This is a genomic window from Serratia sp. CY83965 (assembly GCF_052166375.1).
GTDB lineage: Bacteria > Pseudomonadota > Gammaproteobacteria > Enterobacterales > Enterobacteriaceae > Serratia > Serratia marcescens.
In genome coordinates this window covers 192,407-209,581 of record NZ_JBJNOV010000003.1, presented here as the reverse complement: position 1 = coordinate 209,581, position 17,175 = coordinate 192,407, and the positions used below count along the sequence as shown (strand labels likewise).

Below are 17,175 nucleotides of genomic sequence, written 5' to 3'. Positions count from 1 at the left end.
GTTGGGCTATCACGCCCAAAATAGCCAAGAATGCATCATCGTGATTCATTAATGCAGCATCGCAGCGTCAGGCATGCATTTCTGCAGCATGCGACGCCGCCAGGCGATGGCGCAACCGCCCAATGCCACGCCATACACTGCATGGTTGGCCAGGCTGGCGATCAGCAAAGCCGGATTTTTACCGGCCATTCCCCAAAGCCCCAACCCCACCGAGGGATAAATGAAGCACAGCGAGATCAGCGAGCAGGCCAGGCCATACGTCAGCGCCCCGACGAACAGGCCGCCCCCGGACTTAATGCGCGGGCAGATCAGGCAATAGAACGGGATCGCCAGGCTAATGCCGGCAAAATAGTGCGCGCCGTAGCCCATCATCAGAGCCTCTGGCACATCGGGAATGTCGCCAGGCCGCAAAAACCAAAATTGCCCCTGCAGCCATTGATTCATCAGTTTGCCGATGAAGGCCAGGTTGAGCTTGCCGATGAGACCGACGCTGGAGGCGACACTGTTCACCCCATCCATCACCAACGTCGCCACCATGCCAAACAAGACCGCCATCGCCATGCCGCCAACCGGACGCATGTTCATTGTTTCGTTCCTTATCACGTTATGCCACCGCCGCCTGCTCGGACTTGGCCGAAGCACGCTTGCGCACCGCCAACGCGCCGGACAACACGATCAGCGCCATACCGGCGGCGGCGATATAAGACTGCTGTTCGCCAAATATCAGATAGCCAAGCAGCGTAGAGAAAATAATGGTGCTGTAAGAGAGAATGCTGACAATCACCGCATTGCCGCCCCCGTAGGCGCGAGTCATGGCGATCTGCCCCAGGCTGCCGAAGACGCCGATGGCGCAGACGCACAGCAGCATTGCGCCGTCCAGCAAGGAAAAGCCCAGTAACGCAGTCATCAGGCCGCCAACCAGCGTTCCCACCAGCGAGAAATAGAACACCACGCGCAGTTCCGGCTCTCCGCGCCGCACCAGCTTGCCGACGTTAAAGTAAGCCAGCGCGGTCAACAGACCGGCCGCCAGCCCGACCAGCGTGGCAACGTACTCCCCGTTGGGGGCGTCGGGGCGCAGCAATACCAAAATGCCGGCAAAGCCCAACAGCACGGAAAACAACAGCCGACCGGTCAGTTGCCCTCGGGTCGTGATAAACGCGATCGCCGACTGAAAGAGGGGATTGGTATAACCCAACGTGGTGGCGGTGGCGATCGGCAGATGTATCAGCGAATAAAAACCGCAGTACATCGCCGCATTGCCTATCGCCGCCCGCTTCATATGCAATCCGAGATGACGGGTGCGAAAACCGAGGCGCTGGATCTTGATCAGCGCCGCGACGATCAGCACATTGATGAGAGAACGATAAAAAATGATGTCGAAAAATCCGACCGTCGTCGACGCCAACTTGATGCAAGCACCCATCAGCGCAAAGAACCCGCTGGCGACGACCATCCACAAAGCTACCATGATCTTCTCTTATTAACGGCCTTTGGTCTGGGCCGTATCAACACTACCCGGCGGCTTTCACCGTCAACGGTTTATCGTCCGCGCAAGCGAAGAACACCAGCATTTCGGCGCCTTGCTCGCCGGAAACGCCCTGGTGCACGATATCCACGGTATCGGTAAACGAATCCCCCTGCCGGAACGTGCGGCGTTCACCGGTTGTCCTGACGGTGAGCGAAACGCTGCCGCCGCTCATGTACACTGCGCTGATGCAAGGATGCGTATGCCAGGCCAGTACCTTGTTCGGCTCTACCGTCACCTTAAGCATGGTGATCTGCGGTGCGCCGGCGGGATACTGACGATATGCCGAGCCCTCCCACGCGCTGTCGGTCTTGAGCAACGTCGTTTTGACGATGCCTTCGCCATGCCCCTCGGCAGCCTGAACCGGCCCCTGAAATACTGCCAACAATGCCAAAATGCTCCACTTAACCATCTGATCGCTCCATGACTGCCGCGAGTAAAAATGCCAGGCGCCGCGCGCGGTGAACCTGGCGAGTTGAAAAAACAGCGTTGTGCTACAGTCCTTTGATGCGCTGCTCGTATTCCGCGATGCTCTCGGCGTAGTAGCGGTTAGGCGCCGCAAAGTTGCCCACCATCACTTCGATGAGGTACGGCCCCGGATGTTTCGCCGCGGCGTCGAGGGCTTCGTCCAGATCCTCCAGCGTCTCCGCCTTCGCGGAGGCGACCCCCAGGCTGTTGGCAAACGCTTTCCAGTCATGGCTGGGCAAGGCGGTATAGTCAGCGGAAATGCCGCGATTTTGCAGCGTGTCGATGTGCATGGCGCCGTGCGCGTTGTTGTTCATCACCACGAACACCACCTTCACGCCATAACGCGCGGCGGTCTGAATTTCGATGCCGTGCATCAGCATGCAACCGTCGCCTGTCACCACGACGCAATCCCGCTGCGGTGCCGCCAGCTTGATGCCGATGCCCGCGCAAATGGCCCACCCCATCGGCGCCAGGGAGCTGGAGGTGTGATAATCCCCCCGCCCGGCCGCCAGCCAGTGATGCGCCATGAAGATGCGGTGTGCGCCCGAATCGACCACGACGTTGGTATCCGGATTCATGCGGCTGCGAATGTGTTTAATCGCATCGCCGGGATACAGCCGGCTTTCGCCCTGGGCGATGCGCGCCTGCAACGTCGGCTGCGGCTGTTCCAGCGGCAGTGCGCGAACCCCTTCCAACCAGGCGTCACGCAAGTGAGCCGCGTCGCCAAGCCGCGCGTCCTCATCGCCAACCGCGGCCAACAAACAGTGCAACGTACCGCTCAGGCTGGAAAATATCTGCAGATCCGGCTGGTAATGCGAGCTCACTTTGTCGAAGTCTTCGTCGATCGCCACCAGCGTTTTATTGCCGTGCAGTCTCGGGTTCCAGTTCAGACTGTCGCGCTGGCTGAGATCGCAGCCCAGCACCAGCAGCACGTCGACGCCTTCACCGTTGAGGGTTTCTACCGCGCGGGCATGCCCGGCAAAACCGTAGACCCCTAATGCCAGGGCGTGCCCTTCGGGAAACGCGCCCTTGCCGGACAACGTCGTGGCGACAGGCAAGCGGTATTTTTCCGCTACCCGCAACAACAGCGCGGCATCCTGCGGATTGTTCATCCGGTTGCCCACCAGGCAGGCGACGTTGAGGCCGCGCAGCAGATAATCATGCAGCAGCTGTTCCACCGCTTGCACATCCACGGCCGCTTCACGGTGCTGCGGCACTCGCTCAGGCTGGTCGCGACGATCGCCGAACGCGGTTTTCTTCTGCATGTCGACCGGCACGCTCAGATAGGCGCGCCCTTTCCGCTGTGGGTTCAGACTGGAGAGGCTGCGGCGCAGCTCATGCTGCAAGGTCAGGTTGTTTTTCGTTTCTATCGCGGCGCAAAGCAACGGTTTGACGATGGTCAGCTCATCGATGCCGCTGTTGCTGCCGTCCTGAAAAGCGCCCTGCGCCTCGTGATAGGTGGCGATGCTGCCGGCCAGGTACAGCACGGGGATCTTATCGGCTTGCGCGGCGGCCATCGCCGGCAGGAAATTCATGGTGCCGGGGCCTGAAATGCCCAAGCAGACGCCAAACTTTCGGCTGGCGCGGGCATAGCCATCGGCCATAAATCCGCATGCGGTTTCATGGGCACCGACGATGCCGACAATCTCGGAACGGTCAATAGAAGTGATTAACGGGTAAACCAGTTTGCCGGGGACCAAAAAGATATGTTGAATGCCGCGCGCTGCAAGGCCTTGAATAATGATATCGGCGTTGTTGCGTTCCATCTTCTCGGCGCCTGGCGCCACGGTAACTCTGACTCCGTCCTCCGTCGCCAGCGCAACGGGGGGGCACAGCATCTCTGCGTGAGACTCCATTTTTTTATATCCAGTCATATCATCGTGAGCTAACTTGATTCAGAGTCGATCCCACTTGGCGGTCGCCCAGAAATAACGGGAACCGGCTCTTATTCGTATTGCTTATGCATTAGGGTAGCCTTGGTGTAAAATATGCGTCGGGTCGCAGCATAAGCGCCGATAAGAATAAGCATTACCAGACAAAAATAAAGGTGCAAAACCGCTTCACGGTGATGCATTTATACATATCCTGAAACATTATAAATAATGATGATACGAAGCATTTTTTTCGGTCTCCACACCAGAATAAACACCGCATCACACCGCTTCCTTCCTCCTCCCGCCAGTCTGTACAGAGGAGGTGCGCAATGAACTGGGACGACGCCCGATTTTTTCTCGCCGTTGCGCGCTGCGGCACGCTACGCAAAGCCGCCAGCCAGCTGCATGTCGATCAGGCGACCGTCGGCCGACGGCTCTCCGCTTTCGAAGACGCGCTCGGCTCCAAGCTGTTTATCCGCACGCCGAAATCCTTCGCCCTCAGCCCGCTGGGGGAAGAAATGCTGGCGGACGTGATGAAGATGGAAAATGCGGTGCAGGCGATCAACCGTAAAGCCGCCAGCGGTGACGAAAGCCTGTGCGGCAACGTGCGCATCGCCACTACCGATACCTTGGCCGAAGCCTTCGTGATGCCGGCGCTGCAAGATCTGCGGGAACGCTATCCGGCCATCACCGTCACGCTGCTGACGGCGGTCAACATCGCCGATATTTCTTACCACGGCGCAGATCTGGCGATCCGCGGCGCCCGTCCCGATGACGATGAGCTGATCATCAAACGGTTAGCCACCATCGAAATGGGCCTGTATGCCACTCAGCACTATTTGGCGCGGCGCGGCATGCCGGTCAAAGGCGAGCAGTTGCGCGGCCACGATCTGCTGATGTTCCCGCGCGAGCTGGTGCCGCGCCACTGGAACAATTTCTGCGGCGAGGCTCTGCACGAGCCCAACGTCGTGCTGCAATGCAATTCGCAGCTACTGCTGCGTTCCGCCACTCGCAGCGGGCTGGGCATCGGCTTGCTCTCCGCTTTTTTGGCGGACAAAGACCCGGAGCTGGTGCGCCTGTTCCCGGAGAACAAAGACTGGGTGGATATCTGGCTGGTGCTGCACCCCGATTTGCAACGCGCCGCCCGCGTGCGGGCGGTGGTGCAGGCGCTGGAAACGTCGTTTAGCGCCCATTACGGCTGAGTGCCGTTTCGCCCATAAAAAAAGGCCGCCGAAGCGACCTTTTTACTGTCTGAAGCGTTATCAGAACGTCGGCTGCGCCATCTGCACCAGCGAAATCAGCGGCTGCGGATAAACACCCAACAGCAGCACCAGCGCGGCGGAGATCAGCACCACGACGCCACCGGCGGTCAACGCCCAGTTGTTCGGGGTGTCGCGCTGCAGCGATTCCGGCGCGCTGAGGAACAGACTGACGGTCACGCGCAGGTAGTAGTACAGGCCGATGGCGCTGCCTACCACGACTGCGCCGGTCAGCCACCACAGGTGTGCGCTGACGCCCATCGCGATCACGAAGAACTTACCGATAAAGCCCAGCGTCATCGGAATACCGGCCAGCGACAGCATCATCACCGTCATCACCGCAGACAAGATTGGCTTATGCCAGAACAGGCCGCGGTAAGAGAACAGCGAATCCGCATCCGGGCCGCGGTATGGGCTGGACATCAGGCTGACCACGCCGAAGGCGCCCAGGCTGCTGAACAGGTAACCGGCCAGATAAACGCCGGCGGTTTCCAGCGACAGCTGATGAGTTTGCACCGCAATCAGCGCCACCAGCAGGTAGCCCAGGTGAGCGATCGACGAGTAACCCAGCAGACGCTTGATGTTGGTCTGGCTGATGGCCATCAGGTTGCCGAACAAGATAGAACAGAACGCGATGATCGACAGCACCAGGCGCAGCGCTTCGTTGTCGGCGGCCGGGGCATACAGGAACAGACGCATCACGACCGCGAAGATCGCGATCTTGCTGGCGGTCGCCAGGAAGGTCGAAACCGGCGCAGGCGCGCCCTGATACACGTCCGGCGTCCACAGTTGGAACGGCACCAGCGACAGCTTGAAGCCCAGACCGACGATCATCATGCCCATGCCGGCCAGAATCAGCGGCTGGTGCATCATGTTTTCCTGCAGGCTCTTGCCGAGGCCGGCCAGCGACAGATCGCCGGATTCGGCGTACAGCAGCGCCATGCCGAACAGCAAGAACGACGACGCGGCGGCGGACAGCAGCATGTACTTGATGGCGGCTTCCAGCGGGCGCTTCTGGCGATAGGCGTAGCCCACCAGGCCGAACAGCGGCAGCGAGATAAGCTCAATGCCGATGAACAGCGAAGCCAGATGGTTGGCGCTCGCCAGCAGGATGCCGCCCATGGCGGCGATCAGCACCAGCAGGTAGAACTCTTCGCGGTTATCCGGATAGCCGACCAGCCACGGATAGGCGAAGGTGCAGGTCGCCAGACTCGCCAGCAGCACCAGCCCGGTGTAGAACATCGAGTAGCCGTCAACCCGCAGCAGCGGGGTGACGTCCATTGGGCCTGCCTGGCCGACAAAGTACAGCGAAAGCAGCGCCAGGTTGAGACCGATCACGGTCAGGGTGGCGTTGATAAAGTGGTCGCGTCGCCACGCAATGCCTAGCATCACAACCACCACCGTCAATCCGACGATCAACAGCGGCAGCAGTGCGATCAGTTGTTGAGGAGTTATTGTCATGGCGAATTACGGCCTTGTTGTTGAAATTGCTGAAACTGACGAACCGAACCAGTGTTGCACGTTGCTCATCGCCGCGTTGGAAGTATCCAGAATCGGCTGCGGGTAAACCCCCAGCAGAACCAGCAACACCACCAGCAGCAGAATGATGAACAATTCGCGCGCGGTCATGCCCTGCAGCGGCTGGTCTGACTTAGGCGCACCGTAGTAAGCGCGCTGCATCATGATCAGCGAGTAAACCGAAGCGAACACCAGACCGAAGGTGGAGATCACGGTGATCACCGGCACCACCTGGTAGCTGCCGAACAGAATCATGAATTCGCCGACGAAGTTACCGGTACCCGGCATCCCCAGCGTAGCCACGGCGAAGAACAGCGACAGCGCAGGGATGAACTTGATACGCCCCCACAGGCCGCCCATCTGACGCATGTCACGGGTGTGCAGACGCTCATACAGCTGGCCGCAGATGATAAACATACCGGCGGCGGACAGACCGTGCGCGATCATCTGGATCACGGCGCCCTGGTAAGCCAGCTGGCTGCCGGTGTAGATGGCGATCAGCACGAAGCCCATGTGCGATACCGAGGTGTAGGCGATAAGACGCTTGATGTCGGTCTGCGCGAACGCCATCCAGGCGCCGTAGAAGATGCCGACCACGCCCAGCCACATGGCGATTGGCGCAAACTCGTGCGAAGCCTCAGGGAACAGCGGCAGGCTGAAACGCAACAGGCCATAGGCCGCGGTTTTCAGCAAGATGCCCGCCAGGTCGACGGAACCTGCGGTCGGCGCCTGGCTGTGCGCGTCCGGCAACCAGCCGTGCAGCGGCACCACCGGCATTTTCACCGCGAAGGCGATGAAGAAGCCCAGCATCAGCAGATATTGCACGTTGTGGGACATCGGCGTTTGCAGCAGGTCTTCGTAATCGAAGGTCCACACGCCGGTGGCGTTGTAGTGCACGAACACCAGGCCCAGGATCGCAATCAGCATCACCAGACCGCTGGCCTGGGTGTAGATGAAGAACTTGGTCGCCGCGGTGATGCGGGTTTTACCGTCCGACGCCTTGTGGCCCCACAGCGCGATCAGGAAGTACATCGGCACCAACATCATTTCCCAGAAGAAGAAGAACAGGAACATGTCGATGGCGAGGAACACGCCGATAACGCCGCCCAGGATCCACAGCAGGTTGAGGTGGAAGAAGCCCTGATATTTCTGGATTTCACGCCAGGAACAGAGGATCGCCAGCACGCCCAGCAGACCGGTCAACACCACCATCAGCAGCGACAGACCGTCCAGCGCCAGGTGGATGGAGATGCCGAAGCGCGGGATCCACGGCAGCAGGAATTCGCTCTGCCACTGCGGAATGCCTTTCGGCGTGGTCAATGTATAGCCGCCCTGCATCCACAGCTGCAGAGAGAGCGCCAACGTCAGCCCCATTGCGATCAGCGCTATCCAGCGCGGCACCTTAGTACCGAAGCGCTCAAGCTGCCAGCACAGCAGACCGCCGATAAAGGGGATAAGAATTAGCCAAGGTAATAGCATGGCGTTTTGTGTCCCTTATACGAATAATTTCAAACTTTGTACGTAGCGCCTGCCCGGCGCTACGCCCGAAAAATGCGTCTGTTTAAATTATTCAATTAAACCAAAATCAACAGAGCCAATACGACCACTGCACCCACACCCATAGACGCTATATACCAACGCACCTGGCCATTCTCGCTCACCGTCAGACCGCGGTTCCCCCAGCGGGAGAAGACGGCCGGCAGGTTCATCAGCGAGTTCAGCGGATCGCGCTGCAGCAGCTTCGCAATGCCCAGGTACGGCTTGACGAACACTTTGTCATACAGCCAGTCGAAGCCCCAGGCATGGAACCACCAGGTCGAGAAGAAACGACCCGGCGCGCTGTTGGCGATGCTGTTGACCAGGCTGCGTTTGCCCAGCCACAGCGCGGCCGCCAGCAGAATGCCGACGATAGCCACCACGCCGGAGGTGATTTCCAGCGTCAGCACGCTGCCGTGCGCCAGTTCGGTCGTCTCCGGCAGCACGCCCTGCAACGGCGGCACGATCATCGCGCCGACGAAGGTGGACAGCACCAGCAGAACCAGCAGCGGCAGGTGGTGAGTGAAGCCTTTACCGGCATGCGCTTTGATTTTCTCTTCGCCATGGAACACGATGAAAATCATTCGGAAGGTGTACAGCGAGGTCATGAACGCACCGACCAGGCCGGCAACCATCAGGTTGATGTGGCCGTTAGCCATCGCGCCCGCCAGGATCTCGTCCTTACTGAAGAAGCCGGCCGTGACCAGCGGCAACGCGGACAGCGCCGCGCCACCCACCAGGAAGCAGACGTACACCAGCGGGATGCTCTTGCGCAGACCGCCCATCTTGAAGATGTTTTGCTCGTGGTGGCAAGCCAGGATCACCGAACCGGACGACAGGAACAGCAGCGCCTTGAAGAACGCGTGGGTCATCAGGTGGAAGATCGCCGCGTCCCATGCCTGCACGCCCAGCGCCAGGAACATGTAACCGATCTGGCTCATGGTGGAGTAAGCGAGCACGCGCTTGATGTCGGTCTGCACCAGCGCGGCGAAGCCGGCCAGCAGCAGAGTGACCGCACCGACGATGCCCACCAGGTGCAGCACTTCCGGCGCCATCAGGAACAGGCCGTGCGTGCGGGCGATCAGATAGACGCCCGCGGTCACCATGGTCGCCGCGTGGATCAGTGCGGAAACCGGGGTTGGGCCCGCCATCGCGTCCGCCAACCAGGTTTGCAACGGCAGCTGCGCCGATTTACCGACCGCGCCGCCCAGCAGCATCAGGGTCGCCCAGGTGATGGCCGTATCGCCCACCGCCAGTTTCTGCGGCGCCAGGATCATCAGCTCGCGGATGTTCAGCGTGCCCAGCTCGTTGTAGAGGATGAACAGCGCGAACGCCAAGAACACGTCGCCCACGCGGGTGACGATAAAGGCTTTCATCGCCGCCGCGCCGTTGGCCGGATCTTTATAGTAGAAACCGATCAACAGGTAGCTGCACAGGCCCACGCCTTCCCAACCCAGATACATCAGCAGCAGGTTGTCCGCCAGCACCAATACCACCATGCTGGCGATAAACAGGTTGGTGTAAGCGAAGAAGCGCGAATAGCCCTCTTCACCGCGCATGTACCAGGAAGCGAACATGTGGATGAAGAAGCCGACGCCGGTGACCACCGACAGCATGGTCAGCGACAGGCCGTCCAGCACCAGGGTCACGCCGATATTGAAGTTGCCGACGGCCATCCAGGTCCACAGGCTTTGCTCGAACAGCTGCACGCCGGCGGCTTTCTGGGCGAAGAAATCCATCGCCACATACACCGTGACCAGCGCAGCCAGGCCGATAGAACCCACGCCGACGGTGGCCGCCGTGTTTTCAGACCAACGACCGCGGGAAAATGCCAACAGCAGGAACCCGATCAGCGGTAGCAGAATTGTTAAATATAATAGGTTCATCCGCGCATCTCACTGACAGTATCAATATTCAGGGTATGACGACGACGGTAGAGCTGCAGCAGCAGCGCCAGGCCGATACTGGCCTCGGCTGCCGCCAGGCTGATCGCCAGGATGTACATCACCTGCCCGTCCGCCTGGCCCCAGTAGCTTCCCGCCACGATAAACGCCAACGCCGCAGCGTTGATCATCACTTCCAGGCTGATCAGCATAAACAGCAGGTTGCGGCGCACCAGCAGCCCGGTCAACCCGAGCACAAACAGGATAGCCGCCAGGATCAGGCCGTGTTGAAGAGGGATCATGCTTGCTCCTCCGATTTTCTTCTCGCCATTTCGCCACCCACCGGCGCGTTGCTCAGCACCTCGCCAGGCTTGTGCTCGCGGCCGATATGGAAGGCGACAACCAGACCCGCCAACAGCAGCATTGAAGCCAGCTCAACCGCCAGTACGTAAGGCCCGAACAGGCTGATGCCTACCGCCTTCGCGTCAACCATCTCACCGCTGATGCCCTGATCGGATACGCTGCGGATCGCAACGATCAATACCACCAGCAGCGCCAGCGACAGCAGGCCAGGCCCGATCCACACCGTCGGCTTCATCCAGTCGCGCTCTTGCTGCTGCACGTTGCCGAGGTTCAGCATCATCACCACGAACACGAACAGCACCATGATGGCGCCCGCATAAACGATGATTTCCAACGCGGCGGCAAAGTAGGCGCCGAGAGAGAAGAAGACTGCCGAGATCGCCAATAACGAGACGATCAGATACAGCAGCGCATGCACAGGGTTGGTATGGGTGATCACGCGAATCGTCGCGGCCACCGCAATCAAACCTGCCAGATAAAATGCAATTTCCATGCTTGCTGGCTCCTTAGGGCAACAGACCTTTGACGTCGATCGGTTTGGCTTCGTTTTCGGCTTCGCCTTTGGCTTTGCCGTCAATCGCCATACCGGCCATCCGGTAGAAGTTATATTCCGGATATTTACCCGGCCCCGAGATCAACAGATCCTCTTTTTCGTACACCAGATCCTGACGCTTGTACTCGCCCAGTTCGAAATCCGGCGTCAGCTGGATAGCGGTAGTTGGGCAAGCCTCTTCGCACAGGCCGCAGAAGATGCAGCGCGAGAAGTTGATGCGGAAGAACTCCGGATACCAACGGCCGTCTTTCTGTTCTGCCTTTTGCAGCGAGATACAGCCGACCGGGCAGGCAACCGCACACAGGTTACAGGCGACGCAGCGCTCTTCGCCGTCCGGATCGCGCGTCAGCACGATGCGGCCGCGGTAGCGCGGCGGCAGGTAAACCGGTTCTTCCGGATACATCTGGGTTTCGCGCTTGGCGAAGGCATGCATGCCAATCATCCAAATGCTGCGCACCTGGGTGCCGAAACCAACCACTAACTCTTTCAATGTCATGGTTTATTCACCCCTTATTGAGCGTTGTACAAAATGACCGCGGCGGTTGCCAGCAGGTTCAGCAGCGTCAGCGGCAGGCACACTTTCCAACCGAAGGACATCACCTGGTCATAACGCGGACGCGGCAGCGCGGCGCGGATCAGGATGAACATCATCATGAAGAAGGCCGTTTTCAACGCGAACCAGATGAATGGCGGCAGGAACGGACCCTGCCAGCCGCCGAAGAACAACGTCACAATCAGGGCAGACACGGTGACGATACCGATGTATTCCCCCACGAAGAACAGACCGAACTTCATGCCGGAATATTCGATGTGGTAACCGTCAGCCAGTTCCTGCTCGGCTTCCGGCTGGTCAAACGGGTGACGGTGACACACCGCCACGCCGGCGATCGCGAAGGTCACGAAGCCGAAGAACTGCGGAATGACGTTCCAGACGTGCGCCTGAGATTCAACGATGGCCTGCATGTTGAATGAATCCGCCTGCATCACCACGCCCATCAGCGACAGGCCGATGAACACTTCGTAGCTCAGGGTTTGCGCGGAGGCACGCATCGCGCCCAACAGCGAGTATTTGTTGTTGCTCGACCATCCGGCGAACAGCACGGCGTACACCGCCAGGCCGGCCATCATCAGGAAGAACAGAATACCGATGTTGAGATCGGACACCGCCCAGGTCGGGCTGACCGGCACGATGGCAAATGCCAGCAACAGGGAAGTAAAGGCGATCATCGGCGCCAGGGTGAAGATCACCCGGTCGGAGAATCTCGGCACCCAGTCTTCCTTGAAGAACATTTTGATCATGTCGGCGACAAGCTGCAGCGAGCCGCCCCAGCCTACGCGGTTCGGTCCGTAGCGGTTCTGGAACAGGCCGAGCAGACGGCGTTCGCCGAAGCTCATGAACGCCCCGCACGCCACGACCACCAACAGGATCACGACCGCTTTAAGAGTGGCGATCAAGATGTCGATCACCTCAGGGGTAAACCAGCTCATCGTGCCGCCTCCCGCAGATTGTCTACCTTAGCACCCACCAAGATCGGCGGGATCCCTGGCAAGCCGAGCGGCAAACCAACCTGGCCCTGGGTCAGGGTTTCACTCAGACGCACCGGCAGACGCAGGGTCTGGCCCGCGCAGTTGAACTCCACCAGGCTGCCCGCGTTGACGCCAAGCGTCGCCGCATCGGCCGGGTTGACCATCACGTAGGCTTCCGGCATGCGCTGCTGGATCACGTGAGAGCGCTGCGACATTTCATCGCTGCCGAACAGGTGGTAGTAAGGCGCGACACGCCAGCCGTCGTTCGGATTGAAGGCGGCAGGCACGCGATCGAAGTAACCGAGGCTGCCCTCCCCCGCTTCGATCAAGCGCACGCCCGGATCGCCGTGACGCAGTTTGCCGCCCACTTCGGCCTGGAACTTGTTCCATGCCTGCGGTGAGTTCCAGCCTGGCGCCCAGGCGAACGGGATCTGCTGACGATCGGCCAGCGGGCTGTTGTTCCCTTCCATCGAGAAGGCGAACATGGTGTCTTTATCCTGCGGCTGACGCGGCTCGTGCACGCTGATGTTGGCGCGCATGGCGGTACGGCCGCTGGAGCGGTGCGGCGAACGCGCCAGCTTCTGACCGCGAATGCGGAACGTCGCGTCCGGCGCGGCGTCGACGATGCCCTGCAGCTGCGGCAACGCGGCGACGCAAGCGGCGATCACGTCATCGAGCTGGGTCCAGTCCACGTGGCGGCTGGTGTAGGTGGAGTGCAGCGAGTGCATCCAGCGCCAGCTTTCCAGCATCACGGTGAACTGATTCTTCTTGGCGTCGTCGTAGTAAGCCGGATCGTACACCTGGAAGAAGCGCTGCGCGCGGCCTTCCTGGTTGATCAGCGTACCGTCGCTCTCGGCGAAACTGGCCGAGGAGAGGATCAGGTTGGCTTTGTCCATGATCGCGGTGCGCTGGTGGTCGGCGACGATCAGGTTGTTGACCTTGGCCAACGCCGCGTCCACCTGCGCCGCCGGCGCATGACGATAGAGATCGTTTTCCATCACGATGGCGGTGTCGGCTGCGCCGCTCGCCAGCTGTTCCAGCGCCTGATCGAGCGAACCGCCGCCGATCATCGCCAGGCCCATGCTGTTGGCTGCGCCCGCCACGAAGGTGATGCCGACGTCGGCACCGCGGCCCTTCAACGCTTTGGCGATGTTGGCCGCCGCTTCGATGATGGCTTCGCTGCCGGCATTGCTGCCGGTAATGATCAGCGGTTTGCGTGCGCCGGTCAGCGCCTGCACGATGATATCGACTTTCTTGTTCAGGCCTTCAGCCAGATCGTTCACCGCCGGCGCTGCGCTATCCAGCGCGTGAGCGATGGCGAAGCCGAAGCGCGCCTGCTCGTCAACCGGCGCGCGGTAGTTCCAGGCGGCGATGTCGTCCAGGCGGGTGTTGTCGACGTTGGTGGTGAACAGCGGGTACTTAGCGTGCTGGCCGATGTTCTGCACCGCCGCGATCTGCCAGTCGGCAACGCGCTGCGCCGCCGCCATCGCGCGGGCTTTCCCCTTGACGGCCTGACGCACGGACAGCGCGATGCGCGCGCCGGTTTGCGTCAGGTCTTCGCCCAGCACCAGCACCGCGTCGTAATCCTCGATCTCGCGCAGCGCCGGCGTATGAACGCCGCCGTTTTTCAGCACGTTCAGCATCAGCGCCAGGCGTGATTGCTCAGCCTGAGCGATACCGGTGTAGTAGTTCTCGGCGCCGACCAGCTCGCGCAGTGCGAAGTTGCTTTCCAGGCTGGCGCGCGGGGAGCCGATGCCGATGGTTTTCTTCGCCTGACGCAGGATGTCCGCCGCGCCCTGCATCGCCTGCTCGGCGTTCAGGGTGATCCAGTCATCGCCGCGCAGCTGCTGCGGTTGACGCGGACGATCTTTCTGGTTGACGTAGCCGTAACCGAAACGGCCGCGGTCGCACAGGAAGTAGTGGTTCACGCTGCCGTTGTAACGGTTTTCGATACGGCGCAGCTCGCCATAGCGCTCGCCCGGGCTGGTATTACAGCCGATGCTGCACTGCTGGCAAATGCTCGGCGCGAACTGCATGTCCCATTTACGGTTGTAGCGTTCGGAGTGCGTTTTGTCGGTGAAGACGCCGGTCGGGCACACTTCCACCAGGTTGCCGGAGAACTCGCTTTCCAGCGTGCCGCTTTCCGGGCGACCAAAGTAGACGTTGTCGTGCGCGCCGTACACGCCGAAGTCGGTGCCGTCCGCATAGTCTTTGTAGTAACGCACGCAGCGATAGCAGGCGATGCAGCGGTTCATCTCGTGCGAGATAAACGGCCCCAGCTCCTGGTTGTTGTGGGTGCGCTTGGTGAAGCGGTAGCGACGGAAGCTGTGGCCGGTCATTACCGTCATATCCTGCAGGTGACAGTTACCGCCTTCCTCACAGACCGGGCAATCGTGCGGGTGGTTGGTCATCAACCACTCGACCACGCTTTCACGGAACTGCTTCGCTTCGCCGTCATCGATGGAGATGAAGGTGCCATCGGATGCCGGGGTCATACAGGACATCACCAAACGGCCGCGCGTATCTTCCGCGTTTTGGTATTGCTTTACCGCACATTGGCGGCAAGCGCCGACGCTTCCCAGCGCCGGATGCCAGCAAAAGTAAGGAATATCAAGGCCGAGGGAGAGACAAGCCTGCAGCAGGTTGTCCGCCCCGTCTACCTCATACTCTTTGCCGTCTACATGAATCGTAGCCATAGTCAGCATGCTTCCAAGTGGCCTGCCTTGCGGCAGGCGTTAATCAAAAATTCTGGCCGTGTTCGGGCGAGTCGGCTTACCAGCGTTGCTTCAGCAGATTGTTCGGCTGAATGCCGCCAATCGCATGCGCGTTGCCGAAGTGCTGCACGGCGATACCCGCCTCGAACTCTTCACGGAAATATTTAATCGCGCTTTGCAGTGGCTCTACGGCACCTGGCGCGTGGGCGCAGAAGGTTTTGCCCGGGCCGAGGGAACGGCACAGCTGTTCGAGGGTTTCGATATCCCCCGGCTGCCCTTCGCCGTTTTCCAACGCGCGCAGGATCTTCACGCTCCACGGCAGGCCATCGCGGCAAGGCGTACACCAGCCGCAGGACTCGCGGGCGAAGAACTCTTCCAGGTTGCGCACCAGCGGCACCATGCCGATCTCGTGGTCAACCGCCATCGCCAACGCGGTGCCGAGACGGCTGCCGGCTTTGCCGATCGCGCCGTATTCCATCGGCAGATCGAGGTGATCGGCGGTCAGGAAGTCGGTGCCCGCGCCGCCCGGCTGCCAGGCTTTGAAACGCAGACCGTCGCGCATGCCGCCGGCGTAGTCTTCCAGGATTTCGCGCGCGGTGGTGCCGAACGGCAGTTCCCAGACGCCCGGATTTTTCACCCGGCCGGAGAAGCCCATCAGCTTGGTGCCTTTGTCTTCACTGCCGGAGATGCCGGTGTACCACTCTACGCCGTTCGCCAAAATGGCCGGCACGTTGCACAGCGTTTCGACGTTGTTGACGCAGGTCGGCTTGCCCCAGACGCCGGCGCTGGCCGGGAATGGCGGCTTGGAGCGCGGGTTGGCGCGGCGGCCTTCCAGCGAGTTGATCAGCGCGGTTTCTTCGCCGCAGATGTAACGGCCGGCGCCGGTGTGCACGATCAGCTCGAAATCAAATCCTGTGCCGAGAATGTTCTTGCCCAGATAGCCGGCTTCGGTGGCTTCCGCGATAGCGCGACGCAGGTGCGCCGCCGCTTCGATGTACTCGCCGCGCAGGAAGATGTACCCGCGGTAGGCTTTCAGCGCGAACGCGGAGATCAGCATGCCTTCCACCAGCAGGTGCGGCAGCTGCTCCATCAGCAGGCGGTCTTTGTAAGTGCCCGGCTCCATCTCATCGGCGTTACACAGCAGGTAACGGATGTTCATGGATTCGTCCTTCGGCATCAGGCTCCACTTCAAACCGGTGGAGAAGCCCGCGCCGCCGCGGCCCTTCAGCCCGGAATCTTTCACCAGGCCGACGATCTCGTCCGGGGCCAGGCCTTTGAGGGCCTTCTCTGCGCCGGCATAGCCGTTTTTGCTGCGGTATTCGTCCAGCCACAGCGGCTGCTTGTCATCGCGCAGACGCCAGGTCAGCGGATGCGTTTCGGGAGTGCGTACAATGTGCTTGGTCATTGATACTGCTCCAGTAGCGTCTCGATATCTTCAGGCTTCAGCTGACTGTGCGTGTCCTCGTCAATCATCATGGTCGGCCCTTTATCGCAGTTGCCCAGACAACAGGTCGGCAACAGCGTGAAGCGGCCATCAAAGGTGGTTTGACCCGGCTTGATGTTCAGCTTCTTCTCGATAGCGGCCTGAATGCCCTGGTAACCGGTGATGTGACAAACAACGCTGTCACAATAACGGATCACGTGACGTCCTACTGGCTGACGGAAAATCTGGCTGTAGAACGTGGCCACGCCTTCTACGTCGCTGGCGGGGATGCCCAGCACTTCCGCGATGGCGTAAATCGCACCGTCCGGAACCCAACCGCGCTGCTTCTGCACAATTTTCAGTGCTTCGATGGACGCGGCGCGCGGATCCTCGTAATGGTGCTTTTCGTGCTCGATCGCATCACGTTCTTCCGCGCTCAGTACAAATGCATCAACGCCGCTCTGAGGAGCGGCTGCGTTGATGGGCTCGAGCGCATCATTAACTGCGTGATTGTCTTTTTGATCATGCATAG

General features: G+C 60.4%; 15 protein-coding genes. 1 reads left to right on the top strand and 14 read right to left on the bottom strand.

Annotated features, from left to right (window positions below; all coding sequences use genetic code 11):
• Positions 1-48: 48 nt before the first annotated feature.
• The 4 genes from ACJ8PL_RS08910 to ACJ8PL_RS08895 form a co-directional block, all read right to left on the bottom strand.
• Positions 49-585 (bottom strand): DUF2938 family protein, encoded by a 537-nt coding sequence (locus ACJ8PL_RS08910; protein WP_049300061.1) that lies wholly within the window; start codon positions 583-585, stop codon positions 49-51.
• 19 nt (positions 586-604) lie between these two features.
• Positions 605-1,468 (bottom strand): DMT family transporter, encoded by an 864-nt coding sequence (locus ACJ8PL_RS08905; protein WP_016926911.1) that lies wholly within the window; start codon positions 1,466-1,468, stop codon positions 605-607.
• Positions 1,469-1,511: 43 nt separating this feature from the next.
• Positions 1,512-1,937, bottom strand: a complete 426-nt coding sequence (locus ACJ8PL_RS08900; RefSeq protein ID WP_016926910.1) for a cupin domain-containing protein — start codon at positions 1,935-1,937, stop codon at positions 1,512-1,514.
• A gap of 82 nt (positions 1,938-2,019) precedes the next feature.
• Positions 2,020-3,849: a thiamine pyrophosphate-binding protein gene (locus ACJ8PL_RS08895; RefSeq protein WP_028127746.1), complete on the bottom strand. Its 1,830-nt coding sequence runs from the start codon at positions 3,847-3,849 to the stop codon at positions 2,020-2,022.
• A 347-nt stretch (positions 3,850-4,196) separates the two neighbouring features.
• Here ACJ8PL_RS08895 and ACJ8PL_RS08890 point away from each other — a divergent pair, with 347 nt between their 5' ends.
• A complete protein-coding gene (locus ACJ8PL_RS08890) occupies positions 4,197-5,069 on the top strand; it encodes a LysR family transcriptional regulator (RefSeq protein WP_004935995.1) in 873 nt (290 codons plus the stop codon).
• A 60-nt stretch (positions 5,070-5,129) separates the two neighbouring features.
• Here the strand turns inward: ACJ8PL_RS08890 and nuoN are convergent, their stop codons facing one another.
• From nuoN to nuoE, 10 genes are all read right to left on the bottom strand, one after another.
• Complete coding sequence (nuoN, locus tag ACJ8PL_RS08885; protein ID WP_025303659.1) at positions 5,130-6,587, bottom strand: NADH-quinone oxidoreductase subunit NuoN; 1,458 nt, start codon at positions 6,585-6,587, stop codon at positions 5,130-5,132.
• Between the two features lie 6 nt (positions 6,588-6,593).
• Positions 6,594-8,123 (bottom strand): NADH-quinone oxidoreductase subunit M, encoded by a 1,530-nt coding sequence (nuoM, locus tag ACJ8PL_RS08880; RefSeq protein ID WP_004936002.1) that lies wholly within the window; start codon positions 8,121-8,123, stop codon positions 6,594-6,596.
• A 95-nt stretch (positions 8,124-8,218) separates the two neighbouring features.
• The gene (gene nuoL / locus ACJ8PL_RS08875) at positions 8,219-10,066 is read right to left on the bottom strand and encodes an NADH-quinone oxidoreductase subunit L (protein WP_442531073.1); all 1,848 of its coding nucleotides are present in this window, start codon (positions 10,064-10,066) and stop codon (positions 8,219-8,221) included.
• A complete protein-coding gene (gene nuoK / locus ACJ8PL_RS08870; protein WP_004936014.1) occupies positions 10,063-10,365 on the bottom strand; it encodes an NADH-quinone oxidoreductase subunit NuoK in 303 nt (100 codons plus the stop codon). Before nuoK ends, nuoL begins: the two co-directional genes overlap by 4 nt.
• Positions 10,362-10,919, bottom strand: coding sequence for an NADH-quinone oxidoreductase subunit J (nuoJ, locus tag ACJ8PL_RS08865; protein WP_004936018.1), 558 nt, complete (start codon positions 10,917-10,919; stop codon positions 10,362-10,364). The genes nuoK and nuoJ overlap by 4 nt, the downstream gene beginning before the upstream one ends.
• 13 nt (positions 10,920-10,932) lie before the next feature.
• Positions 10,933-11,475: an NADH-quinone oxidoreductase subunit NuoI gene (nuoI, locus tag ACJ8PL_RS08860; protein WP_025160170.1), complete on the bottom strand. Its 543-nt coding sequence runs from the start codon at positions 11,473-11,475 to the stop codon at positions 10,933-10,935.
• A gap of 14 nt (positions 11,476-11,489) precedes the next feature.
• Positions 11,490-12,467, bottom strand: a complete 978-nt coding sequence (gene nuoH / locus ACJ8PL_RS08855) for an NADH-quinone oxidoreductase subunit NuoH (protein ID WP_442531071.1) — start codon at positions 12,465-12,467, stop codon at positions 11,490-11,492.
• Complete coding sequence (nuoG, locus tag ACJ8PL_RS08850) at positions 12,464-15,202, bottom strand: NADH-quinone oxidoreductase subunit NuoG (RefSeq protein WP_089185341.1); 2,739 nt, start codon at positions 15,200-15,202, stop codon at positions 12,464-12,466. The genes nuoH and nuoG overlap by 4 nt, the downstream gene beginning before the upstream one ends.
• Positions 15,203-15,278: 76 nt before the next feature.
• Positions 15,279-16,625, bottom strand: a complete 1,347-nt coding sequence (gene nuoF, locus ACJ8PL_RS08845) for an NADH-quinone oxidoreductase subunit NuoF (protein ID WP_015378579.1) — start codon at positions 16,623-16,625, stop codon at positions 15,279-15,281.
• A complete protein-coding gene (gene nuoE, locus ACJ8PL_RS08840; RefSeq protein ID WP_004936034.1) occupies positions 16,622-17,173 on the bottom strand; it encodes an NADH-quinone oxidoreductase subunit NuoE in 552 nt (183 codons plus the stop codon). The genes nuoF and nuoE overlap by 4 nt, the downstream gene beginning before the upstream one ends.
• Positions 17,174-17,175 lie beyond the last annotated feature (2 nt).